The following is a 22,414-nucleotide window of genomic DNA, read 5'->3' as shown; positions in this document are numbered from 1 at the left end:
AGCGGACTTTTCCTGACAATCCCATCGATATATCCCGCCCAGGGGCGCACGATGGAATTGACCGCGATTGGAGATGATCCGCCATGCTCGCTGTGCGTTCGATCAGCCAAGCGGACGAAAGCCGCGACATGCCCCACGGCCACCTCGATGTCGTCAGCCTCGAAGGCGTCGACTTCGGCGTGGCCCGGTTCGAACCGGGATGGCGCTGGTCGCAGGACGTCGGCCCGCTGGCCGGCACCACGAGCTGCCAGTTCCACCACAACGGCTACATCGCCCAGGGGCGCCTGCACATCCGCATGGACGACGGCACCGAGAAAGACCTCTTCGCCGGCGACGTCTTCGTGTGCGACCCGGGCCACGACGCGTGGGTCGTCGGCGACGAAACCGCCGTCGTCTTCGACTTTGCCGGCAGCATCCACGACTACGCGAAGCAGGAGACCACGTGATCCTCACGAGTCGACTCTCCGACCCCGCCGTCCGCGCGTTCGTCGACGCCGTCAACGCCGGTGACCGGGCCGCGTTCCAGGCCGCACTCGCCCCCGGTGCCACGATGTCCGACGACGGCTCGGAACGCGACGTCACCCAGTGGACCGAGAGGGAGATCTTCTCCTCCGACGGCCACATGGACGTCGAATCCGAGTCCGACGGCGGGCGGCACCTCGTCGTCGACTACCGCAACTCCACGTGGGGCCACATGCGCACCACGTGGCGTTTCACCGTCACCCCCGACGGCACGATCAGCCGCTTCGAGACCGGCCAGGCCTGAGCCGGCTCCCCCGCTGCCCCGGCAACGCGCGCGATCACCGCGACGCGCGGGGCAGCCCCAACTCCCCCGCACGCAGGCCCGCCTGGAAGCGCGAGCCCGCGTCCAGCCGCACCATCAGCTCCGCCACGCGGCGCCGGTACGTGCGCAGCGCGACCCCGAGCCGTTTCGCCGCCGCCTCGTCGGTGAGCCCCGACCCCAGCGCCTCGAAGATCAGGCGCGCGTCGCCGTCGAGGTACGGGACGTCGGCGCGCAGGTACGCGTCGAGGTCGGGGGAGCCGTCCCAGATGGCCCGGAACAGCGAGTAGACGCCGTCGACCAGGGTCCGCGAGGTCGTGACCGTGTACTCGCGGCCGGCGGGCGATTCCCGACCGGCGAGGATCATGACGCGCCGGTCGATGACGATCGTCTCGTGCGGCAGCGGCGAGCCGCTGATGCGTACGAGCGCCCCTCGGCGCCGCAGCTCCCGCAGGTGGGCGCGGGCGTCCTCGTCGGCGAGCACCACCGGGCTGTAGAGCTTGCGCGTGACCAGGCCCGGCGGGTGCGGGGCGGGCATGCGGCGCCGGATCGCCGCCCGGGCATGCGGCTGCGCCCACGTCCTGAGGTCCTTGGCCGCGCACACGAACTCCTCGCGCGCGGAGGCGAACACGTGACCGGCGCGCGCGACCAGTTCCTCGTCCCCGTGCAGGGAGAACACCTCGTCATCGACCACCCCGCCAGTGTGGCAGCTTGCTGCCACCCGCTCGCCGGGCATCGCGGCGGCGGACAGCATGGGACACATGCCAACCACGACTTTCTCCCTCGGCGGAGACCTCACCGTCAACCGGCTCGGCTTCGGCGCGATGCGCCTGCCGGTGAAAACCCTCGACGGCCCCGTCCGCGACCCGGCGACCGGCATCGCGGTGCTCCGGCGCGCGGTGGAGCTGGGCGTGAACCACATCGACACGGCCGGCTTCTACGCCAAGGGGGAGGTGCGGGCCAACGACCTGATCCGTACCGCGCTGACCCCCTACCGCGACGACCTGGTGATCGCGACGAAGGTGGGCCCGCTGCTCGGCCCGACCGGCGTACCGACCGAGCAGGCGCCCCCCGAGCGGTTGCGCGGCCTCGTCGAGGCGGACCTCGACGCCCTCGGCCTGGACCGACTCGACCTGGTCTACCTGCGCGTCGGCGCGCTGAACGCCCCGGGCGGCGAATCGATCGCCGAACGGTTCGCGGCGCTCGCCGAGTTGCGCGCGGAAGGCCTGATCCGGCACCTGGGCCTCAGCAACGTCGACTCCGCGCAACTCGCCGAGGCCCGGGCGATCGCGCCCGTCGCGGCCGTGCAGAACCCGTACGCCGAGGACGACGCGGACGACGCGGCCCTGCTCGCGGAGTGCGAGGCGGCGGGGATCGCGTACGTCCCGTTCTTCCTGCTCGGCGGCGGCGGCAATCCGCTCGACACCGCCCGGCTCGGCAAGGTCGCGGAACGCCTCGGCGCGACCGTCGCCCAGGTCCAGCTCGCCTCGCTCCTGGCCGCCTCGCCGGCGATCCTGGCGATCCCGGGCACCGGTTCGCTCGACCACCTGGAGGAGAACGTCGCGGCCGGCGACCTCCGCCTCACCGACGACGACCTCGCCGAGCTGCGCGGCTGAGACCGCACGGCCCTCCCGCGGATCCTCGTCCCCGTCGCCCGCCTCGGCGGCCCTGGCAGCGCCGCACGGCTCTCGCGCGGGGCCCTCGTGCCCCTGCGGGAGGGCCCCCGGGTTTGTCCGTCCCCCCGCCTACCCTGGGGGCATGTGCCGCAACATCACCACCCTCCGAGGCCTTGAGCCGGCCGCGACGCCCGAGGAGATCGAGGCCGCGGCCCGCCAGTTCGTCCGCAAGATCAGCGGCGTCCAGTCCCTCACCCCCGCCACCGAACCCGCGTTCGAACAAGCCGTCCGCGAGATCACCCGATCCGCCACCACCCTCCTGACCGAACTCCCCCCGCGCCGCACCCCACCCAAGACCGACCCACCCCTGCGCCGCCTCACCACCGCCACCCGCGAGAAAGACGCGGTCTGAAGCGCACGTTCGCGGACGACCGCCATCGGTCCCCGCGCGTACCCGACAGCGCCGGTGCGGGTCGGGAGGTGGCGGGCGCCGAAGGGCCGGTCGGGCGCGACGCCGCCCCGCAGTGCGCCGTTGGCGAGGACGCCCTGGACGAAGACGACCGGGCGTCCGGTGCCGTGGTCGGTGAACGCGATCCCGCCGTGGCGGAGCGGGATGCGCCTGCCCACGGCGGCGTCGGTGGGTACGGGACGGGCCTCCTCGCCGACGTCGCGGCGGTTCGGGCTAGCGGGGCCTCGTGCGGGTGTGGTCGATGAGGGCGGTGACGGCGGCGGCCAGGGCGGCGCGGGCGTCGGGGTCGGTGATCGTCAGCGTCTCGGTGTCGATCGCCGACCGGGCGACGGGGATGCGCACGCAGGCGGTTTCGACGATGTCGGCGCCGGTGTAGCCGAGGACCGTGCGCAGTGCCGCGTACGCTCCGTCGGCGCGGCCCGGGGCGGCGGTGTTGATCCACGCGGTCGGTTTGCCGACGATCTCGCCGCCGCCGACGGTCCAGTCGAGCAGGTTCTTGAACGACCCGGGCAGGTCGCCCGCGTACTCGGGGGTGCTGAGCAGCAGCGCGTCGGCGCCGGCGATCAGGGCGCGCAGCTCGGCGACCGCGGGGTGCAGGGGCGCGAAGTCGTCGTCGGGGTTGAAGTGCGGCAGCGCGGCCGTCCCGAAGTACATCTGCGGGTCGGCCGTGCCGGGCCCGACGACCTCGGCGACGGTCTGGAGGACCGCGGTGCTCGTCGCTCCCGCGCGGGGGCTGCCGGTGATCAGGAGGATTTCGACGGGCGGCGGCATGGGTCGATGCTACGCAGGGGGCGGACGCGCCGTCGCCGGGGCCGGGGCGTGCGGCTATTCGGCGCGGCCGGGCCGTACGAGCCCGGACTCGTAGGCGAGGACGACGAGTTGCGGCCGGTCGCGGATGCGGAGTTTGCCCATCATGCGGCTGACGTGGGTCTTGACGGTCAGGGGGCTGAGGCCGAGGACCTCGCCGATCTCGGCGTTGTTGAGGCCCCGGCCGACCAGGGCCAGGACGTCGTGCTCGCGCGCGGACAGGGCCGCGACGCGGGAGGTCTGGGACGGGCTGACCGGGGCGGCGACGGTGTCGGGGAGGCGGACGACGCGCGCCACCAGGCGGGCGGTCGGTCCGGGGGACAGCAGGGCGTCGCCGGCCGCGACGATCCTTATGGCGTCGAGGAGTTCGGCGGGCCGGGTGTCCTTGACGAGGAAGCCGCCGGCGCCCGCGCGGAGTGCGGCCAGGATGTTGTCGTCGTCGTCGAACGTCGTGAGGACGAGCACGCGCACCCCGGCGAGCCCGGGGTCGTCGGCGATGTGCCGGGTGGCCTCGATGCCGTCGAGGCCGGGCATGCGGATGTCCATGACGACGACGTCGGGGCGCAGTTCGCGGGTGAGTTCGACGGCGCGGCGGCCGTCCTCGGCCTGTCCGGCGACGGTCATGTCCGGTGCGGAGTCGACGAGCATCGCGAACGCGGAGCGGACGAGGTGCTGGTCGTCGGCGAGCAGGACGCGCAGGGTGGTCACGGGGCCTCCGGGGCGGGGGACGGTGTGGCGGGTGTCCGGCGGCGCGGGTCGTCCGCGGGTGGCGGCGGCGCGGGCACGGCCCCGGGACGCGCGGAGGGTTCGGGCGCGGGACCGCCGTTCGGGTGCGGCCCGGTCGGCAGGACGGCGCGGACGACGAACCCGCTGTCCTCCCCCGGCGCGGCCGTGAGGGTGCCGCCGACGCTGCGGGCGCGTTCGGTCATGCCGATGATGCCGAAGCCGCCGGGCCCGTCGGGCGGGCCGCCGGGGGCGGGAGCGGTGCCGTCGGGGCGTTTCGCCTGGGCGGCCGGCGTCCCGGGGCCGGGTGGCGGCGCGGTGCCGCGGCCGTCGTCGGCGATGGTCAGCACGAGGTCGTGCTGCCCGCGCAGGGCGGTGACGCGCACCCGTCCCGCGTCCGCGTGCCGGACGACGTTGGTCAGTGCCTCCTGCACGATGCGGTACGCGGCGACCCCGACCGCCGGGGCGAGGTCGTCGGCTCCCGCGTCGACGGCCACGACGACCTCGACACCGGTGTTGCGGACCGACGCGGCCAGGTCCCAGACGCCCGCGAGTCCGGGGACGGCGCCGTGGTCGGGTGCCTCGTCGTCCTCGCGCAGCGCGGTCAGCGCCGCGCGCACGTCGGTGCGGGCGTCGCGGCAGGTGTCGGCGATGGCCTCCAACGCCCGCGCGAGCACGGTCCCGTCGGGTTCCGGTTGGCGGGCCAGGTGCGCGGCGACGCCGGCCTGGACACCGATGAGGGTGATGCTGTGGGCGAGGAGGTCGTGCAGGTCGCGGGCGATGCGCACGCGTTCCTCGGCGACGCGGCGGCGTACCTCCACCTCGCGGGCGCGTTCGGCGCGTTCGGCCCGGTCGATGATGGACGCGATGTAAGCCTTGTGGTTGCGCCAGGCCTGGCCGGCGACCGCGGAGAAGAAGATCCAGCCGATCGCGCCGAGGTGGTCGCCGCTCACCCCGCCGTCGCGCGCGAAGCTCATGATCGAGATCCCGGTGACCATGATGGTGACGCCGATGATCAGGGCCTTGACCCGGGCGACGCGGGACGAGTACGTCGCGAGCGCCACCAGGGCCACGGGCGACGCGGCCTCGTGCCGGTAGTCGAGCGCGTGGTAGGGCACGGTGACGACCAGGACCACGATGAGTACCAGTCCGGGGCGGACGCGCCGCCACGGCAGCGCCGCGCACGCGCCGACGAGGAGGACCGCGCCGAGCGGGTCGAGGGGCCGCGTGCCGGGCGCCGCGTAGCCGAGGACGAGGCCGCCGGCCGCGAGCAGCAGCGCGAGCAGGGCGTCGTACGACGACGCCCCGCCCGCGTGTGTCGGCTTGGCGGTCACCGGGCCATCATCGGCGACGTGTCGGCGGGTTCGTCGGGCGCGGGGGCTTTTTCGCGCCGCGCGAGGGGGCCGGGCCACCACACGTACCGTCCCAGCAGGGTGCTCGCGCCGGTGACGAGGAAGCCGCGGACGAGGAAGGTGTCCAGGAGGACGCCGACCGCGACGACGAAGCCGAGTTCGACCATCATGACCAGCGGGAGCACGGTGAGGACGGAGAACGTCGCGGCCAGGACGAACCCGGCGGACGCGATGACGCCGCCCGTCGCGGTGAGTGCGGTCACCACGGCCTCGTCGGAGGGTTTGCCGGCCGCCGCCTCCTCGCGCATGCGGTGCATGAGGAAGATGCCGTAGTCGACGCCGAGTGCGACGAGGAAGACGAAGCTGAGCAGCGGCAGCCCGGGGTCCGCCCCCGCGAAGCCGAACACGGGTTCGAAGAAGAGCGCGCCGAGGCCGAGGGACGCCGCCCAGACCAGCGCGACCGCGGCCACCAGCAGCAGCGGGCCGATGAGGCCGCGCAGCAGCACGATCAGGATCAGCAGCACCGCGGCGAGCACGATGGGGACGACGATCTTCCGGTCGCGGGCGACCGCGGTGTCCTGGTCCATGCGTTCCGCGGTGGGCCCGCCGACGGCGGCGTCGGCGCCGTCGACGTCGGCGAGGACGGCGCGCAGCCGCTTGACGGTCGCCTCCTCGCCGGGGGATTCGGGCCGGTCGGTGGCGAAGACCGCGATTTCGGTCCAGCCGCCGGCGGTCCGCCGGGCCGCGGCGTCGGCGACGCCCTCGGTCGCGTCGGCCGCCGCGACGGCGGCGTCCGCGCGGTCGGTGCGGGCGACGACGGTGATGGGCTGCGTGGCGCGCTCGGGGAAGGCCTCGCCGAGGGTTTGCCCGGCGACGACGGAATCGGGCTTCGTGGTGAAGCCGTCGGCCGGGCGCAGTTCGCCGGGCAGGTTGAGCGTGCCGACGGCCAGGGCGCCGAGCAGGACCGTGCCGAGCGCGACGACGCCGACCGGGCGGCGGGACACGAACGCGCCGATGCGGGCGTACACGCCGAACCCGGCCTGTGCGGTGCTGCCGTACGCCGGGATCAGCGGCCAGAAGACGCGGCGGCCCAGCAGGACGAGCAGGGCGGGCAGCAGCGTCGTCATGACGGCGAGCGCGCACACGACCGCGACCGCCCCGACCGGGCCGAGGCCGCGCAGATTGTTCATGTCGGCGGCGAGCAGGCACAGCAGGCCGGCGACGACGGTTCCGGCGGACGCGACGAGCGCCGGGCCGCAGCCGCGCAGCGCGGTGGCCATGGCGTCGATCGGGCGGGGGGTGCGCCGCAGTTCCTCGCGGTAGCGGGCGATCAGCAGGAGCGCGTAGTCGGTTCCCGCGCCGAAGACGAGCACGGTCATGATGCCGCCGCTCTGCCCGGTGACGGTGACGCCGCCGGCGTGGGCGAGCAGGTAGACGACCGCGCGCGTGGTCACCTCGGCGACGCCGACGCACACCAGCGGCACGAGCCACAGGAACGGGCTGCGGTACGTGAGGACCAGCAGGATCGTCACGACGAGCAGCGTGGCGATCATCAGGGTGCCGTCGATCGAGGCGAAGACCTCCTGCATGTCGGCGTCGGTGGCGCCGGGGCCGCCGACCCACACGTCGAGTCCGCCCGGGTGCCGGTCGGTCACGTCGCGGACGTCGGCGACCACGTCGGCGGGTTCGCCGGCGTCCTCGTCGATCCGGAAGGCGTAGACGAGCGTGCGCCCGTCGCCGGAGGTCTCCGCGTGCGGGACGGGCGTCCCGACCGGTGCGAAGAGCCCGGTGACCTCGCGGGCCTGGTCGGCGGCCAGCGCGCGGTCGTCGGCGGTCAGTCCGTCGTCGCGGTGGTAGACGAGGGACAGGTCGGTGGTGTCGCCGCCGGGCATGTCCGCGAGGACGCGCGCGGCGTCGGTCGACTGCGCGCTGCCGGGCAGGTAGGAGACGATTTCGTCCTTCTGCTCGTCGCCGAGCTTGCCCGCGAACGGCACGAGGGCCGCCGCGAGCACGACCCAGAGGGTGAGCACTCCCCAGACCCACCGCCGTGTGCGTGGGGGCTGTTCCGCCGTGACCATGGCCCGCCTTCCCCTTGCCGCCGATGCGCCGCCGATGCGCGGCCGATACGTCGCGTGCCGCGTGACTCGCGTGCTTGCGTGCCCGGCGCGACCCGTGTGTCCAGGCTCTCGGCGGGTGGGCGGCGGATCGTCGGGCCGGCGGCGGAGAAGGCCGTTACTGCGGTCGGTGTGACGCGGCCCGCGTTACTCCGCGCGGAGTAACGCGCCGCCGACCGCGGGCGGCATCCGGCCCGCGACGCGCGGCGGCGGTCGCGGCGGCGTCCGGGCACGCGACACCGGCCCGGGCCCGCCTCGGCGGAACGGCCGGGCGACGGGCCGGGCGCGCCGGTCACCGCCCGAGCGGGCCCGGCACGGCGTCGTCCGCGCGGGGCCGGGGGCGTCCTCCGGCCGTGTGTCCGCGGCGGCGCGTGGCGCACGGCGGGCGCCCGCGACCACCCCGGGTTACCGTCGTGGAGGCGCGTACCTCGGCAGTGCAGTCGGGCCCCGGTGACGCCGCACGTCCCGGATTCCGGCCGACTCGGATGGGCCGCTCATGGCGCAATCACCGACCGCCCCGACCGCCGCCGACGACGCACCAAGCGGCGGACGCAAAGGCATCGCGCTTCTCGTCCTCGCGTCCTGCCAGCTGATGGTGGTGCTGGACATCACCATCGTGAACATCGCGCTGCCGCACATCCAGAGCGCGCTGAACTTCTCGACCACGAGCCTGTCGTGGGTGATCAACGCCTACACGCTCACGTTCGGCGGCCTGTTGCTGCTGGGCGGCCGGGCGGGCGACATCCTCGGGCGGCGCCGGGTGTTCATGTTCGGCGTGCTGCTGTTCGTCGTCGCGTCGCTGCTCGGAGGGCTCGCGCAGGCGTCCTGGCAGCTGCTCGCGGCGCGGGCGGTGCAAGGCGTCGGCGGGGCGATCGCGTCGCCGACCGCGCTGGCGCTCATCACCACGACGTTCAGCGAAGGCCCGGAGCGCAACCGCGCGTTCGGGGTGTTCGCGGGGGTGTCGGCGGGAGGCGGCGCGATCGGCCTGCTGGCCGGCGGCATGCTCGTCGAATGGCTCGACTGGCGGTGGATCTTCTTCGTCAACGTGCCCATCGGCCTCGCGATCGTCTCGGCCACGCCGCGCCACATCGCGGAATCCCCGCGCCGCCCGGGGAACTTCGACCTCGCGGGCGCGCTGACGTCGACGCTCGGCGTCGGGCTGCTGGTCTACGGGTTCATCCGGGCCGGGCAGGACGGCTGGAGCGACACGTTCTCCATCGCGTCGTTCGCCGCCGCCGCGGTGGTCCTGGCGGCGTTCCTGACGATCGAGAGCCGGTCGCGCCAGCCGATCACGCCGCTGCGGATCTTCGCCGACCGCAACCGGTCCGGCGCGTACACGATGATGCTGCTGGTCGCGGCGTCGATCTTCGGCATGTTCTTCTTCCTGACCCTGTGGGTGCAGGAGGTCCTGGGCTTCAGCCCGCTGGTCACCGGGCTGGTGTTCCTCCCGATCAGCGTGATGGTCGCGTGCAGCGCGGGCCTGACGTCGCAGTTGCTGCCGCGGTTCGGGCCCAAGCCGTTCATGGTCGTGGGCGCGCTGCTGACCGCGATCGGGCTGGCCTGGCTCACGCGGATCTCCGTGGACAGCACGTACGCGGGCAGCGTCCTGGGGCCGATCCTGGTCTTCGCGACGGGCATGGGCATGCAGTTCGTGTCGCTGACGCTGATGGCGGTGTCGAACGTCGTGGAGCGGGACACCGGCGCCGCGACGGGAACACTCAACGCCATGCAGCAGATCGGCGGCTCACTCGGCCTGTCGATCCTGGTGACGGTGTACGGGACGGCGAGCCGCAACTCCGCCAAGGACCAGGTGAAGGCGTTCCTCGCGCAGGCCTCCCCGGAGCAGCGCGCCGCGTTCGAAAGCTCGGGACGGCTGCCGAGCGCGTACACCCACCGGGTGCTGACCGACGGCATCGGCGCCGCGTTCACGACCGGGACGGTGTTCGCGGTGCTCGGGACACTGGTCGCGGCCGTGGTGATCAAGGTCAGGGCGGCGGACCTGGCGCGTTTGCAGGGCAACCAGGCAGGAGCCCCGCCGAGCTGACCGAAAGCGGATTCCCGTCAAGATCGGGACATCCGACTCCTGTGGCACCCCGCACCGTCCTCCTCACCCTCATCGACCACCTCGCGAACCCCCCGACCCCACCGCCGTGACGGCGCCCCCCAGTCCGCAATCCCGTGAACGCCTGACACGGCGGAACCCGTCCCTGTTCCAAGGGTGGGAGGGGAGGCGATGTCAGTGGTCTACAGCGCCCAAGACTCGCCGTCCGGGTGGTCGAACCACGCACGCTGTTCGTTCTCGCCGACGGTCAGTCCGAAGCGTTCCGGGTGTGGTCGCCCGCGATCGTGCCACCAGCGGGCCGCTTGGGCATAGTCGCGCGACAGTCTCGTGTCGCCTTCGACTGTGGTCTTGTGCCCGTCCCCGAATCCGATGGACGCGTGCGCGCCTTCGCGTTTCAGCCACAGCACGCGTTCTTCCGCGCCGCCACCGCTCAGCCGGTAGGTGAGGCCCGGCAACAGCAAGCCCATGGCGAACCCACCGAACGGCTCCAAGGGGGATTCGATCTCGTCCCATCGCACGGGAAGATCGGCCTCGACGGTGTCCCCGTTGTCGGGCCAGTCGCCCCACGATCCCAGGCGCTGTGAACGGGCTTTCATGAACGAGACTTCGGCACCGAACCGCCCGACGCCCACGCCGTCTCTCACGCGCAGGGCGACGACTCTGTCGCGCTCGCCGCTCAGGGCCGTCCCCCACGGCAACATGATGATGCCGTCCGGACATTGCCGCAGCCAGGGCGGAGGGATACGGCGAATGCCACACGTGACGTGGATGCGATCGTACGGAGCGTCCGTTCCCCACCCGACGAGCCCGTCGCCGCACACCACCGTGGCATCGATTCCGGCAGCCTCCAGTCGTGCCTGCGCGGACGCCGACAGGCCGGGGTCGACCTCCACGGTGACAACTCGCCCGTTGACGCCTACGCGGTCACGCAACAGCGCGGCGGTAACTCCCGTCCCGGTGCCGATTTCCAGAACCCGCTGTCCGTCCCGCACGTCGGTGGCATCCAGCATGAGTTTGACCAACGACGGCAGCGACGCGGAACACGTCGGCACCCCGCCGGGGTCTTCGCTCGCCCCGTCATCCCACTGCGTGACGAGAACGCAATCGGCGTCCGCAGCCTCCTGCCAGGCTCGCGGGTTCTCGTGTCGATCGAGGCGGACGTGACCGGTGCCGGCCGCCCGCCACACGACGTCGGGGAGGAACGGGGCGCGGTCCCTCCCGAGCAGCGCTTGTGCGTGGACCGGAGCACCCGTCAACCGACCGTCCCCGTTCCGTTGCACCGCCCACACGCCTTTCGATCGACTTTCCCGTCCTGGCTGATGTCTTTGTAACCCTTCCCGTCACACAGTCCGCATTTGACGGGCTTCCTGCGTTTGCCGGTCATGCTTTCCCCTTCGTGGTTGTGTACGCGACTCCTTCGAAGCGGAGCGACCCTGTGCGGAACTTCGTTCGAGGCGCCTCATCGGGGCGTTCACTCATCCCCTGGACACGGAGTTCGGCCCATACCTCCTTGGCCTCCGGGCGCCTGCCCGAGCCGTGCAGGTCGTAGCCCCAGCGGTCGGACACCGCATCGATGAGGGGCAGTCCACGGCCCGACTCGTCATCGTGATCCGCCTCCCTCAGAGCCGGAAGGCGCGACGGCTCCCGGTCCACGATCCCGATACGGACCCGAGTCGGTGTCGGCCGCCCGATGATCAGGCGGATCTCGTCGCACGTGGTGTGCCGAACGGCATTCGCGATCAACTCGGTGACAATCAGCGCGGCGCACTCGGCGAGGACGTCGAGGCGCCAGACGCCGAGGACGTCCCGGACGAGTTCGCGGCCGATCTCGGCCGTCGACGGCTCGCACGGGAAGGTCTGGCCATACGCGGGGTGGCCGACGGACGCGGCCTGAACTGGCGTAGTGAGTCTCGTCATTGGGGCGGAGCCTTCGTGTTGTCTCGGCGCCCGGCAGCCCCGTCCGTGGACTTCAGGGGTGGACCGGGCCGTCAACAGCCGTCCCGCACCGTGGGGGGTGCCGAGCGACCGGAACCAAGTCAACTCCCTTTCGTGCCAGGGTGATTAGGGCAATCGACCTTCCATCCGACGGACTACCCCAGGGCGATTTGACCTTCCGTTTACCTGGCAGGTAAAGGCGCGTGAGAGCTACCGTGCGCGAATGGACACCACGCGCAACACCGTTCTTGAGGTGTGGATGGCCGAGCACGGTTACAGCGCCAACAGCCTTGCCGACGCTGTGAACAGGGCATTGGAGCAACTGACCGGACGGACTGGCGGGCTCGACGGCTCATCGGTCCGAGCCTGGAAAGCAGGCCGTGTCACGTGGCCCAAGTCGGCCACCCGCAAGGCACTTGAGGACGTGACAGGCCTGCCCGCCGTCGCTTTAGGGTTCGTGCCACGAGGGCGACCGCGGTCCGCCCCGGCTCCACCACACCAGGAGGACCCCGAGATGAAGCGCCGTACCCTCATCGGCGGCTTTGCGGCGGCAACCGCCGCCGTCGTCCCCCTCACCGCCTCACCTCGCCGTATCGGCATGAGCGATGTCGACCGCCTGCGGAAGCGCTTTGCCGAGATCATCGCCAGCGACCACCGCTACGGCGGACAACTTGGTATCGAACAACGGGCCGCGTCGCTCGCCGACGAGGCGTTAAGGCTCCAGAACGCGGGCAGTGCCACCCAACGTGTACGCAGCAGCCTCTACGCCTCCGCAGCGGCCTTCCGCTCCTCGGCAATGTGGGCCGCCATCGACGGCAGTCGTTACGACATCGCCAAGGCGCACATGCGCGAAGCCCAAGCCCTCGCCGAAATGTCCGGCGACCAGGCGATCAAGTTCCGTGTCTGGAGCCACGCGGGCACCATGTACCGGCACATGGGCCGACCGGCAGACGCCCTCGCCGCGAATGATGTCGCCCGCAACCTGCACATCACTCGCCGTGATCCGTTGTTCGCATCCCTCGGCCTGGCCCGGCAGGGGGCCATCCACGGTGTTGCACGGGAACGCACCGACACCCGCCGCGCATTCGAGCAGGCCCAAGACGCCATGCTGCGTGCCGACCCCGCCGACCACCGGCCGGTGTGGATGCTCGCCTTCTACGACCAAGCCGAACTGGACTCGCTGGCTCTGTCCGCATACCTGGCACTAGGCGACTACCCGACGGCCGAATTCCACGCCCACCGCTGCCTTTCCACCCTCCGACCCCACATGATCCGCTCTCGCGCCATCACCACAACCCGGCTCGCCCACGCCCAGATGGCACAGGGGGACGCTGATGCGGCAACGACCACTGCGGCGAAGGTCCCCGCCGACGTCGCCACCCAACATGCCCGGGTCACGCGCATGTTGCGGGAATTTGGGACAGCGCTACGCGCTACCGCACCCGGCAGTGCCACTCTTCAGACATGGGCTGAGCACACAACGTCCTGGAGGACGACCGCATGATCATGGTCCCCGACCTGCGCACGTCCACCTCCCTCGACACCGTCCGCGGCGATCTCCTCGATGTGTACGCCGACGTTCGCGCACCGCTGCTGCATCTGCCGAACTACTCGGTCGCCACGTTCGGCGAGCGCCTGGACAGGCACGGCGCAGAGCCAGGATTCACGGCCGTCCTCGCATACGCGGATGGGCATCCGGTCGGTTACGCCTACAGCAACACCATTGAGCAGGGCAACCGGTATTGGCAGCGCACCAGCCCGCCGCCGACCGAGGAGTACATCGAGCGTCCGGCTGTGGCCTTGAAGGAGATCGGGGTGCGGTCAGCCTGGCGAAAAACCGGGACGGCCCGCCGCATTCACGACGCTCTCCTCGCCGCCCGCGACGAGCCGTTCGTCACGCTCATGGTCAACGCGGCGGCCGGGGACGGAAAGGTCCACGCGCTCTACAAGTCGTGGGGGTACCAGGACATCGGGCAGAGCCGGCCGTCACCGGACTCGCCTGTCCTCACCGTGATGACCCGCGCCATCCGCTGACCGAAGGCCACAATTGAACTTTCAGAGCACAACACGCGTCGGCCTCCAGCCGCGTCGACTTCTTCGAGCGTCGGGGTGTGCCGTTTGTCGTCGCGGTCAATGTGTTCGACGGGGTCCAGGAGTACACCGACGAGGAGATCCGCTCGGCACTCGACCTGGACCCGAGGGTGCCCACGGTGTTCTGCGACGTCCGCGAACGCCCGTCGTGCCGCAACGTCCTCCTCACCCTCATCGACCACCTCGCGAACACCCCGACCCCACCGCCGTGACGGCGCACGGGGTGCGGCCGGAGGTCAGGCGGGATCGCCGTTTTTGGTGAGGCCCGGGACGATGTGGCCCAGGACGTCGAGGGGGACGTGGTTGGCCCAGCCGGAGTCGGGCCAGTTGAACCAGCCGGCGGACGCGAAGGTGCCGCCGTCGGGGTGCAGGGTCGTGCCGGTGATGTACGCGGACAGGCCCGACGCGAGGAACACGATGGAGTTCGCGATGTCGGTGACCTTGCCGGCGCGGCCCAGCGGGATGGCGACCCGGACGCCTTCGGGGGTGTCCATCGCGCTGTCGCCGGTCGCGAGCTTCGCGAGGTTGGGCGTCGGCGTGTAGTCGGGGGCGACGTTGTTGACGCGGATGCCCTCGGGGGCCAGTTCGATGGCGAGGGTCCGGGCGAAGTGCGCGACGGCCGCCTTCGCCGCCGAGTAGACCGCGAAGCCGGGCGCGGCCCGGTGCGCCTCGACGGTCGTCAGGTTGATGATGCTGCCGCCCCGGCCGCCCGCCCGCATGCGCGGGATCGCGAGGGACGTGGCGTGCAGCACGTGCGTCAGGTTGGTGCGGATCAGCACGTCCCAGCCCTTGGGCCGGGTGTCGGTGAAGGGCGCCCGGAAGGTGCCGCCGACGCAGTTGACGAGCGTGTCGACGCGGCCCCACGCGTCGTCGACGGCGGTGAACAGCGCCTCCAGGGCCTCGGGGTCCCGCGCGTCGCCCTGACGCACGATCGCGTCGTGGCCGCCGTCGGCGAGAGCCGCGCGCAGCCGGTCGACCGCCTCGCCGTCGATGTCGATCACCGCGACACGCACGCCGTTGGCGGCCAGGTCGCGCGCGGCGGCCTCGCCCAGGCCGCCCGCGCCACCGGTGATCACGGCCACGGTGCCGTCCAGCCCGCCGCGTTCCTCGAACCAACCCACAGCCGTTTGCCTCCGTCGCACCGGCACGGGCCCGGGGGCCGCGTGGTCGTCGTCACATGTGGTCGTCGTCATGGGCACGCCTGCGCGCGCATTCCGCGGCGCCGTGCCGTCTTCCGCGTCAGGTCGGCGTGTCGTCAGGCCAGGTACGTCGCGCCGAAGGCCTCGATCCACTCCAGGTTGGCCGACCGGTCGCGCATGCGGCTCGACACCGTCACCCACGTGACGCCGGCCTTCTCCAGCTCCGCGAACGCCTCGCGGTGGCGGTCGGCGTCGACGGTCGGGTCCAGGATCCCGGAGTCCTGGTACGAGTACACGACGTCGATCGGCTCGGTACGTCCCGCCTCGGCCGCCGCCGCGCGCAACTCGGCGATGTGGCCGCCCAGTTCGGACTGCTCCCCGAGGCTGGGCGTACGGGCGGTGGTGCTGAGCGTCGCGCCGCCGGTCATCGGCATCCAGCCCTGCACGCGCTGCGCGACGCGGCGGCGGCTCAGCTTGGAGTTGCCGCCGATCCAGATCGGGATGGGGTCCTGCACCGGGCGCGGCCGGGCGATGACGTCGCGGGCGCTGAAGTGGCGGCCCTGGTAGCTGAACGGCTCACCGCTCCAGTGCAGCGGCAGCACGTCCAGGACCTCGTCGAACAGCGCGTTGCGCTCGTCCATGTCGACGCCGAGCGCGAAGAACTCGCTCTTCTGGTAGCCGGTGCCCAGGCCGAGGATCATGCGGCCGTTGGACAGTTTGTCGAGCGTCGCCGCGGTCTTGGCGAGGATGAAGGGGTTCCGGTACGGCGCCACCGACAGGTACGTGAGCAGCCGCAGGCGCTCGGTGACCGCCGCGGCGAAGCTGAGCGCGATGAACGGGTCGACCGTCTGGTGCCCGCCCGAGGCCAGCCACTTCGCACCCGGGATCGGGTGCTCGCTGAACGAGATCCCGTGGAAGCCGCTGCGCTCCAGCGTGACCGCCACCTCGGACGGCGTCCCCGCGTCGAGGACGTCGCCTTCGTATCCGGCTGTCTCCGGATAGTGGAAGAAGAATTGCAGCGTCACTTTGCCTCGCCCTCCCCTTTGTCCGGCGGCCACCGACTCCGCTCGTGCTGTTCGGCGGCCACCGACTCCGCTCCTGTTGTATGGCGGCCACCGACTCCGCCTGGTGTGCGCTCGCTCGCCCTAGGAGCGGCACGGGACCGACGACTCATCCCTTTTCCGGGCTTATGACCGGAAACGTCGGAGGAGCGACCGATGATCGCAGCCTACTCAGCGTCCCGTCGTATACAAGAGGCAGGCTCTCATTTCTTGGAAGTGCAATTCTCATCGCTGCCCCCGGGACGGGGTCAGCGCCCGACCGCGGCAGCCGCCGTCGCCGCGAGTTCGGCCATCGTTCCGGAGAAGTCCGGCAGCAGGCGCGTGGCGACGGTCCACGCGTCGGCGTCGTCACCGAGGACGGCCCGCAGCTCCGCACCCGCCGCCGCGAACCGTACGGCACGGTTCCGCATGTCGGCGGACAGCAGCGCGGCGCCCTGGGCGGCCGGCGACGCCCGGTGCAGGATGTCGCCGGGGGTGAGGACCCTGCCCGCGGCACCGGTGAGCGCGCGCGGAGCCGTGGGGCACCGCTCGACCAGCGCCAGCAGCAGTTCCCGGGGGCAGTCCGGGCGGGCGGCCAGGGCCTCCAGCGCCTCGTCGTTCATCGGCTTGGCCGCGTGGCGGGCGAGCACGGCGTCCCACGGGATCGCCCCCAGCTCCGCCACGACATGCTCGGCCCGTTCGCCGACCACGGCACCGCCCCGGCCGATCAGGTACGCCGCGACCGCGTCCGGCGACGCCTCCCGGTCGGCCGCCTCGCGCAGGACGCGCAGGCCGTCGGGCGACGCGAGGGCTTCCCGGGCGGTCCGCAGCGTCGCGGGCGGGAGCGGGTGCTTGTCGGTGCGCCGCGTCGGGAACACCGTCTCGTCGAGCAGCGCCTCGACCGCCGCGGGCCCGTGCCGGACCCAGAGCCGGACAAGCAGCCGCAGCCGGGCCGCCTCGGAGTACACCTTGGCCCGGCCCAGCATGATCCGCAGCAGCCCGGGGTCGCCGGAGTCGACGCAGAGCAGCAGCCACGGGCGCACGTCGCCGATCTCGTGGTGGGCCAGTGCCTCGACGAGGTCGTCCGCGACGGGTATGTCGCGGGTGCGATGGGCGGTGCCCAGGGCCGTTCCGTACGGCAGGCCCGCCAGGATGCGGCGGCGCTCCTCGTGGCCGATCCGCGTGTACCGGAACAGCATCGCATTGACGTCGGGGTCGTCCAGCGCGAGCAGGAGGGCCAGGTCGTCTTCGGCCGTGGGACGCGCCGCCGCCCACCAGACGGCGGCCCGCGGACCGTGCGCGGCCAGGATCGCGTCCCGGTCGGCCGGGCCGAGGCGGGAGTACCGCAGCACGTCCTGGACGGCACGCGGGTCGAGATACGGCGCCAACGCGGCGGCGGTCCCCTCCCCGGCCGCCGCCAGCAGCAGCGCCAGTGCGGCCCGCGCGCCCTGGGGGAGCCGGGCGGGAGTCTCCGTGTCGGTCCGGCGCGGCCACTTCGGCTCCGGATGCCGGCGGGCGTGGGCGACCGCGCCGTCGACGAGCACGGCGCACGTGCCCCGGAACCTCGGCAGCTGGGTGTAGACGCGCAGCCACGCCGCCGGGTCGGCCCCCAGCGGAGCGACCAACTCGGCGAGCGCGTCGTGGACTTCGTCGGGCCACTCGGCGTCCACGCCCACCGCGTCGAGGACTTCCAGCGCGGTGCCGGTCTCGCACAGCAGGCGCCGGATCGGGAACCAGCCGTTCCTCAGGCCGCGGCGCAGGACTCGCGCCCGGCTCTCGGTGACGTACGGCACGTGCTTGGGACGTACCTCCAGCGATTCCCAGGGCAACGCGTACTGCTCGGGAAGCTCGTGGGGACGGCGTTGGTGGAGGTCGGCCAGCAACTCCCACGGGCAGTCGGCCCGGTGGGCGTATTCGACGAGGAATTCGTCGGGCAGGGCCCTGCGTTCGTGGACCGCGGTGATCACGGTCCAGTCCACCGTCTCCGTCGCGGTGTCGCACGCCTCGGTGCGCAGCGCGAGCAACAGGCTTGCCGGTGTGGGTGGTTCGTGACCGTCGAGGGCCTGTTCGAGTGTCGCGTCCGGGTTGGGCGCGGACGCCGCCCGGCGCAGCAGCCCGGCCAGTTCGGTGCGGAAGTCGCCGCATTCCTCCGGTAGTTCCGCGACGGTGTCGGCCGTCTTGCGCAGCCACGCCGCGCCGCCGTCCCGGAGCGCGGCCCGGGCCGCACGGACCCAGTCCGCGAACGCCAGGTGCGGTGCGAGGCGTTCGACCGCGAGGGTCACCAGGTCCGCGAACGGCGCGGTCAGGAACGGCACGAAGTCGCTTGCCAGGAACTGTTTGTCGTCGATCAGACCGGCCGCCGCCGACGGCACGAGGCCGCCGGGTTCCCGCCATCCGGGGGCGGTCGGCGCGGTGACCGCGGCGAAGATCGCGACCAGTGCGGTTTCGCGCGGCGTGGGTCCCGTGGGGACCCGGCGCCTGCCCCGCCCGGCGACGGTCCGGAAGAGCGCCGCGGCGACCTCGGGATCACCGCCCGCGACGAGCTTGGCGACCACCCGGCGGCCGAGGGCGCCGCCGTCCGCCGCCAGTCCCGATACGGCCAGGGCCAGGTCGAGTTCCCGGTCGTCGCGGGCGCAGACGAACGCCACCACGTCCTCGGTGTCGGGCAGGCCGCCGCGCCGCACCGCGTCGATCGTGTCGGTGCGCATCCGGTCGTACAGCGCGGGGAATATCGCGCTGTCGGCGAACCAGTACGCGAATCCGGCGGTGGAGTCCATCACAATGCTCGTTTCCCGGGAACGGCACGGCGCCCCGCGCTCGGTGTCCGACGACGGCCGCCTCAGCCTAGGCGCCCGGTCCGCCACACACGCGAACGCGACGAACGGCGGTACGGGACAAGAGGTCAGGGAAGAGGGGGAGAAGAAGGGGAAGGGTGCGGCCCCGCCGCGGCCCCTCCCCGGCCCCTCCCCTCCCCGCCTCTCCCCGTCGTCGCGTCAGACCGTCCGCCCGCGCGTGCTCACTCGGTCCGCCACGCCGCGGCACGGGTGCGGGCGGCCCAGGCCGCCGGGAGCGCCGCGCCGAGGGCGGCCGGCACCGCGCCCGACGCCGCGAGCGCCGCGTACGCCGGTATGCCGTAGACCGCGACCATCGGGTCCGTCAGCCGCAGGTCGGCGGTGTCGGCCATGACCGGGGCCACGAGGTGGTGCAGTGCGACCCCGAGCGGGATGCCGACCGCGCCACCCACGAGGCCGAGGGCGACGACCGAGGTGACCACCATGGCCATGGTCTGACGCGGCGTCATCCCCAGGGATTTCAGGACGCCGATCGCCTGTGCGCGCTCGCGGGTGTCCAGCGCGACGGTGTTGAGCACCCCGAGCGCGGCGACGACGGCGAGCAGAACGGTCAGGAGCCCGATGAGGCCGAGCAGGACGGTGATCGTGCCGTTGGACGCGTCGCGCGTCTGTGCGGCGCCGACCCCCGCGTCGAACACGGGGTTCTCCGAGATCCGCGCGGCGTAGGCGCCAGCGCTCGTGCCGTCCGCCACCCGGACCTCGTACTCCACGATCGGGGCGCCGGGGCTCAGCGCCGCCGCGGTGCCCCGGTCGGTGAGGATGCTGTTCTCCTCGTTGGAGAAGATCTCGCCGACGATGCGCACGGTCGCGCGCCGTCCGTCCGATTCCACGGTGATCTCGTCGCCGAGTTCCAGCGCGGCCGACCGCAGGAACACCGTGGGGACGACCGCTTCGCCGCCGCCCTCGAACCAGCGTCCGGCGAGCACGGGATAGCCGAGCCACGACGAATCGGTGTCGTACGCCGTCAGTTCGACCGGTTGGGTCCGGCCCGGCACCTGGACCGACAGGCGTGTGACGGGGGTGAACCGGGCGGTGCCGGGGTCGGCGCGCAACACGGCGGCGACGGCCTCGGGGTCGGCCGACGGGCCGCCGCGGTCCGCCGGGGCGGGGGGCGGCAACGGGCCCTCCGGTGGTGCCTGCGGCATCCGGAGCGCGACGGTGACCTGCGAGGATCCGTTCCGGGACAGGCCGTCGTCGGCACGGTCGAGCGTCCCGCGGAGGCCGTACGCGAAGGTCACGGCGGCCGTCCCCAGCAGCAGTGCGGCGAACGTCATCGCGGTGCGTCCCGGCTTGGCGAACGGACTCGCGAGGCCCAGGCTCACCGCGCGCGGCAGCCGGGTGCGGGCCAGAAGGCGGTGGACGCGGAACCCGCGTCCACCGCGCGGCGCCCGCCCGACGGCGATCGCCTGGACCGCCGGGATCCGTGCGGCGCGCAGCGCGGGAACCAGTGCGGCGGCACAGACGACGACCGCCAGGCCGAGGGGCACCGCGACGTCCACCCACCAGGGGATCGCGGCGACTTCGGGCACCGCGTACGAGTCCGCGGTGTCGGCGAGCAGCGGGATCGACAGCAGGTGCCCGACGACGGTGCCGAGCGCCGCGCCGATCAGTGCGGGAAACAGCACGTGGGCGATGTACACGGCACACACCTGCGCGGGCGTGAACCCGAGCGCCTTGAGGACGCCGATGCCCCGGTATCCGGCGACGACGGCGCCGCTGACGACATTGCCGACGATCAGCACCGACATGACGATGCCGAGCACGCCGGACGCGGTCACGAACGGCACGACCAGGGACGCGACCCCGGCGGCCTCGTGCCGCGCGCGGAGATACGACGTCGACCCGAGGACCGCGCCCTCCGGCAGCCCCGCGCGCACCTCGGCGACCCCGGTGGACACCGCCGTGTCGTCGCCCGCGTCGGCGAACCGGTAGAGGACCTGGAAGGTCGGTACAGCGGCAGCCGCCGCCGCGGCGGAGTCGGTGGCCGCCCCACAACAGGCGGAGTCGGTGGCCGCCACACAACAGGCAGAGTCGGGGGCCGCCCCACAACAGGCGGAGTCGGAGGCCGCCCCACAGCAGTTCCCGGTCGGCCGCAGCGCCGCGATCTGCTCCGGCAGCGTCCACGCCGCCGCGGTCTCGGTGACCGACGACGCGACGCCGACCACCGTCAACTCGACGTCCCCGAAACGGACCCGGTCGCCGACGGCCGTGCCCGGGACCAGCCCGGACGCGGCCATCACGACCTCGCCGGGCGCGCGTACCCACCGCCCCGCGGCGAGTCGGAGGGCGTCGACGGGACCGTCCGGGTCCGCGCGGCCGACGACGGTGACCGCGGTGGGCGCGGCCCGGCCGCCGGACAGCGTGGGGACCGCGGTCGCGGACGGATAGGGGCCGCCGACCGCGATGACGCCGGGCCGGTCGGCGGTGGCCCGGACCTGGTCCTCGGTCGCCTTCGTGGCGTCGACGCTCACGGTCGCGTGGGCGCCGCGCAGCTCGGCGAAGGCGTGGTCGAAGGGCGCGAGCGACGCGGTGAGCAGACCGAGGGCGAGCACCGACGTCGCACACGCGAGCAGGACGACGACCGCCGTGACGAAGGTCTGGAGGCGGCGCCGGACGACGGCCGCCCACGCGGCGCCGACGACGGCCTTCACCGCGCCTCCTCGGCGTCGAGCCGCCCGTCGACGATCCGCACGATCCGGCCCGTGCACTCCCGCGCGAGCCGGATGTCGTGCGTGACCAGCAGCAACGCCTGTCCGTCGCGGTGCAGTTCGAGGAGCAGGTCGGTGATGTGCCGCCCGGTCGCGCTGTCGACGGCGCCGGTCGGCTCGTCCGCGAGGAGCAGCGGGGGCCGGTTCATGAGGGCGCGGGCGATCGCGACCCGCTGGCGCTGCCCGCCCGAGAGGTGGGCCGGGTACGCGTCCGCGTGCCGCCCGATGCCGAGGAAGCCGAGCAGTTCGTCGGCACGCGTCCGGGCCTCGCGCGGCGGGGTGCCGCCCAGGCGGGCCGGCATGAGCACGTTGTCGAGCACGGTCAGGTCGTCGAGCAGGTTGAAGAACTGGAAGATCATGCCGATGTTGCGGCGGCGGAACCGGGCGAGGGCGGTCTCCGACAGGCCGCCGAGGCTCGTGCCGGCGACCGCGACGCTTCCGGACGTCGGCCGGTCCAGCCCGGCGATCAGGTTGAGCAGCGTCGATTTCCCGCTGCCGGACGGGCCCATCACCGCCACCGCCTCGTGCGCGCCGATGGTCAGGCCGACGTCGTCGAGCGCGGCGGGGCCGGTCTCGTCGTACCGCTTGGTCACGGCTTCGAGCCGGATCACGTCTGTCATGGCCCCGGACGCTAGGTCGCGGGGCGGTCACCGGGCGTCCGCACGAGGAGCCAACCCGCGGTCCCCCGCACGGGGCACGTGGCTCTCGCGAGGGACGCGGAGGGG

The 22,414-nt window shown here is 72.8% G+C and carries 19 protein-coding genes and 1 pseudogene; 8 read left to right on the top strand and 12 right to left on the bottom strand.

Annotated elements, in window-relative coordinates:
* The first annotated feature begins 83 nt into the window (after positions 1 to 83).
* Together LO772_RS18485 and LO772_RS18480 are read left to right on the top strand one after the other, a co-directional pair.
* Positions 84 to 446 carry a cupin domain-containing protein gene (locus LO772_RS18485; RefSeq protein WP_231773133.1) on the top strand — a complete coding sequence of 121 codons (363 nt, stop codon included), beginning with the start codon at positions 84 to 86 and terminating at the stop codon, positions 444 to 446.
* The gene (locus LO772_RS18480) at positions 443 to 766 is read left to right on the top strand and encodes a nuclear transport factor 2 family protein (protein ID WP_231773132.1); all 324 of its coding nucleotides are present in this window, start codon (positions 443 to 445) and stop codon (positions 764 to 766) included. The genes LO772_RS18485 and LO772_RS18480 overlap by 4 nt, the downstream gene beginning before the upstream one ends.
* A gap of 34 nt (positions 767 to 800) precedes the next feature.
* Here LO772_RS18480 and LO772_RS18475 read toward each other — a convergent pair whose 3' ends face one another.
* A complete protein-coding gene (locus LO772_RS18475; protein WP_443089459.1) occupies positions 801 to 1,517 on the bottom strand; it encodes a DNA-binding response regulator in 717 nt (238 codons plus the stop codon).
* A 25-nt stretch (positions 1,518 to 1,542) separates the two neighbouring features.
* Between LO772_RS18475 and LO772_RS18470 the strand changes: the two genes are divergently transcribed.
* Both LO772_RS18470 and LO772_RS18465 read left to right on the top strand, forming a co-directional pair.
* A complete protein-coding gene (locus LO772_RS18470) occupies positions 1,543 to 2,397 on the top strand; it encodes an oxidoreductase (protein WP_231773130.1) in 855 nt (284 codons plus the stop codon).
* A gap of 142 nt (positions 2,398 to 2,539) precedes the next feature.
* Positions 2,540 to 2,809: a DUF2277 domain-containing protein gene (locus tag LO772_RS18465; RefSeq protein ID WP_231773129.1), complete on the top strand. Its 270-nt coding sequence runs from the start codon at positions 2,540 to 2,542 to the stop codon at positions 2,807 to 2,809.
* 270 nt (positions 2,810 to 3,079) lie between these two features.
* Here the strand turns inward: LO772_RS18465 and LO772_RS18460 are convergent, their stop codons facing one another.
* The 4 genes from LO772_RS18460 to LO772_RS18445 are packed head-to-tail and all read right to left on the bottom strand — an operon-like array spanning position 3,080 to position 7,826.
* Entirely contained in the window at positions 3,080 to 3,637 is a 558-nt protein-coding gene (locus tag LO772_RS18460; RefSeq protein ID WP_231773128.1) for an NADPH-dependent FMN reductase, read from the bottom strand.
* 54 nt (positions 3,638 to 3,691) lie between these two features.
* A complete protein-coding gene (locus LO772_RS18455) occupies positions 3,692 to 4,321 on the bottom strand; it encodes a response regulator (RefSeq protein WP_231779618.1) in 630 nt (209 codons plus the stop codon).
* 56 nt (positions 4,322 to 4,377) lie between these two features.
* Positions 4,378 to 5,730: a sensor histidine kinase gene (locus LO772_RS18450; RefSeq protein WP_231773127.1), complete on the bottom strand. Its 1,353-nt coding sequence runs from the start codon at positions 5,728 to 5,730 to the stop codon at positions 4,378 to 4,380.
* Entirely contained in the window at positions 5,727 to 7,826 is a 2,100-nt protein-coding gene (locus LO772_RS18445) for an MMPL family transporter (protein ID WP_231773126.1), read from the bottom strand. The genes LO772_RS18450 and LO772_RS18445 overlap by 4 nt, the downstream gene beginning before the upstream one ends.
* 532 nt (positions 7,827 to 8,358) lie before the next feature.
* Here LO772_RS18445 and LO772_RS18440 point away from each other — a divergent pair.
* A complete protein-coding gene (locus LO772_RS18440) occupies positions 8,359 to 9,906 on the top strand; it encodes an MFS transporter (protein WP_231773125.1) in 1,548 nt (515 codons plus the stop codon).
* Between the two features lie 200 nt (positions 9,907 to 10,106).
* Here LO772_RS18440 and LO772_RS18435 read toward each other — a convergent pair whose 3' ends face one another.
* Positions 10,107 to 10,976 carry a methyltransferase domain-containing protein gene (locus LO772_RS18435; protein ID WP_269453239.1) on the bottom strand — a complete coding sequence of 290 codons (870 nt, stop codon included), beginning with the start codon at positions 10,974 to 10,976 and terminating at the stop codon, positions 10,107 to 10,109.
* Positions 10,977 to 11,403: 427 nt separating this feature from the next.
* Positions 11,404 to 11,841, bottom strand: a pseudogene (locus LO772_RS18430) (ATP-binding protein); the annotation flags it as partial.
* 241 nt (positions 11,842 to 12,082) lie between these two features.
* Between LO772_RS18430 and LO772_RS18425 the strand changes: the two are divergent.
* From LO772_RS18425 to LO772_RS18415, 3 genes are all read left to right on the top strand, one after another.
* Positions 12,083 to 13,363 carry an XRE family transcriptional regulator gene (locus LO772_RS18425; protein WP_231773123.1) on the top strand — a complete coding sequence of 427 codons (1,281 nt, stop codon included), beginning with the start codon at positions 12,083 to 12,085 and terminating at the stop codon, positions 13,361 to 13,363.
* A complete protein-coding gene (locus tag LO772_RS18420) occupies positions 13,360 to 13,893 on the top strand; it encodes a GNAT family N-acetyltransferase (RefSeq protein WP_231773122.1) in 534 nt (177 codons plus the stop codon). The genes LO772_RS18425 and LO772_RS18420 overlap by 4 nt, the downstream gene beginning before the upstream one ends.
* 77 nt (positions 13,894 to 13,970) lie before the next feature.
* Positions 13,971 to 14,162: an ATP/GTP-binding protein gene (locus LO772_RS18415; protein WP_231773121.1), complete on the top strand. Its 192-nt coding sequence runs from the start codon at positions 13,971 to 13,973 to the stop codon at positions 14,160 to 14,162.
* Positions 14,163 to 14,186: 24 nt separating this feature from the next.
* On the opposite strand, the gene LO772_RS18410 is transcribed toward LO772_RS18415, so the two are convergent.
* The 5 genes from LO772_RS18410 to LO772_RS18390 form a co-directional block, all read right to left on the bottom strand.
* Positions 14,187 to 15,071 carry an SDR family NAD(P)-dependent oxidoreductase gene (locus LO772_RS18410; RefSeq protein WP_231773120.1) on the bottom strand — a complete coding sequence of 295 codons (885 nt, stop codon included), beginning with the start codon at positions 15,069 to 15,071 and terminating at the stop codon, positions 14,187 to 14,189.
* A 134-nt stretch (positions 15,072 to 15,205) separates the two neighbouring features.
* Positions 15,206 to 16,114, bottom strand: a complete 909-nt coding sequence (locus tag LO772_RS18405; RefSeq protein ID WP_231773119.1) for an LLM class F420-dependent oxidoreductase — start codon at positions 16,112 to 16,114, stop codon at positions 15,206 to 15,208.
* A 284-nt stretch (positions 16,115 to 16,398) separates the two neighbouring features.
* Positions 16,399 to 18,906, bottom strand: coding sequence for a hypothetical protein (locus LO772_RS18400; protein WP_231773118.1), 2,508 nt, complete (start codon positions 18,904 to 18,906; stop codon positions 16,399 to 16,401).
* Between the two features lie 239 nt (positions 18,907 to 19,145).
* Positions 19,146 to 21,632 (bottom strand): ABC transporter permease, encoded by a 2,487-nt coding sequence (locus LO772_RS18395; RefSeq protein WP_231773117.1) that lies wholly within the window; start codon positions 21,630 to 21,632, stop codon positions 19,146 to 19,148.
* Positions 21,629 to 22,309 (bottom strand): ABC transporter ATP-binding protein, encoded by a 681-nt coding sequence (locus tag LO772_RS18390; protein WP_231773116.1) that lies wholly within the window; start codon positions 22,307 to 22,309, stop codon positions 21,629 to 21,631. The genes LO772_RS18395 and LO772_RS18390 overlap by 4 nt, the downstream gene beginning before the upstream one ends.
* Positions 22,310 to 22,414: the final 105 nt, after the last annotated feature.

This window comes from Yinghuangia sp. ASG 101 (assembly GCF_021165735.1).
In the GTDB taxonomy this organism is placed as follows: Bacteria; Actinomycetota; Actinomycetes; order Streptomycetales; family Streptomycetaceae; genus Yinghuangia.
This window is presented reverse-complemented; position numbering and strand designations above follow the sequence as displayed.

Excerpts from the sequence above, each read along its gene's own strand:
- LO772_RS18470 (WP_231773130.1), top strand. The coding sequence starts at position 1,543 with ATGCCAACCACGACTTTCTCCCTCGGCGGAGACCTCACCGTCAACCGG.
- LO772_RS18460 (WP_231773128.1), bottom strand. The coding sequence starts at position 3,637 with ATGCCGCCGCCCGTCGAAATCCTCCTGATCACCGGCAGCCCCCGCGCG.
- LO772_RS18440 (WP_231773125.1), top strand. The coding sequence starts at position 8,359 with ATGGCGCAATCACCGACCGCCCCGACCGCCGCCGACGACGCACCAAGC.
- LO772_RS18465 (WP_231773129.1), top strand. The coding sequence starts at position 2,540 with ATGTGCCGCAACATCACCACCCTCCGAGGCCTTGAGCCGGCCGCGACG.
- LO772_RS18400 (WP_231773118.1), bottom strand. The coding sequence starts at position 18,906 with ATGGACTCCACCGCCGGATTCGCGTACTGGTTCGCCGACAGCGCGATA.
- LO772_RS18390 (WP_231773116.1), bottom strand. The coding sequence starts at position 22,309 with ATGACAGACGTGATCCGGCTCGAAGCCGTGACCAAGCGGTACGACGAG.
- LO772_RS18475 (WP_443089459.1), bottom strand. The coding sequence starts at position 1,517 with ATGCCCGGCGAGCGGGTGGCAGCAAGCTGCCACACTGGCGGGGTGGTC.
- LO772_RS18420 (WP_231773122.1), top strand. The coding sequence starts at position 13,360 with ATGATCATGGTCCCCGACCTGCGCACGTCCACCTCCCTCGACACCGTC.
- LO772_RS18485 (WP_231773133.1), top strand. The coding sequence starts at position 84 with ATGCTCGCTGTGCGTTCGATCAGCCAAGCGGACGAAAGCCGCGACATG.
- LO772_RS18445 (WP_231773126.1), bottom strand. The coding sequence starts at position 7,826 with ATGGTCACGGCGGAACAGCCCCCACGCACACGGCGGTGGGTCTGGGGA.
- LO772_RS18455 (WP_231779618.1), bottom strand. The coding sequence starts at position 4,321 with ATGCTCGTCGACTCCGCACCGGACATGACCGTCGCCGGACAGGCCGAG.
- LO772_RS18425 (WP_231773123.1), top strand. The coding sequence starts at position 12,083 with ATGGACACCACGCGCAACACCGTTCTTGAGGTGTGGATGGCCGAGCAC.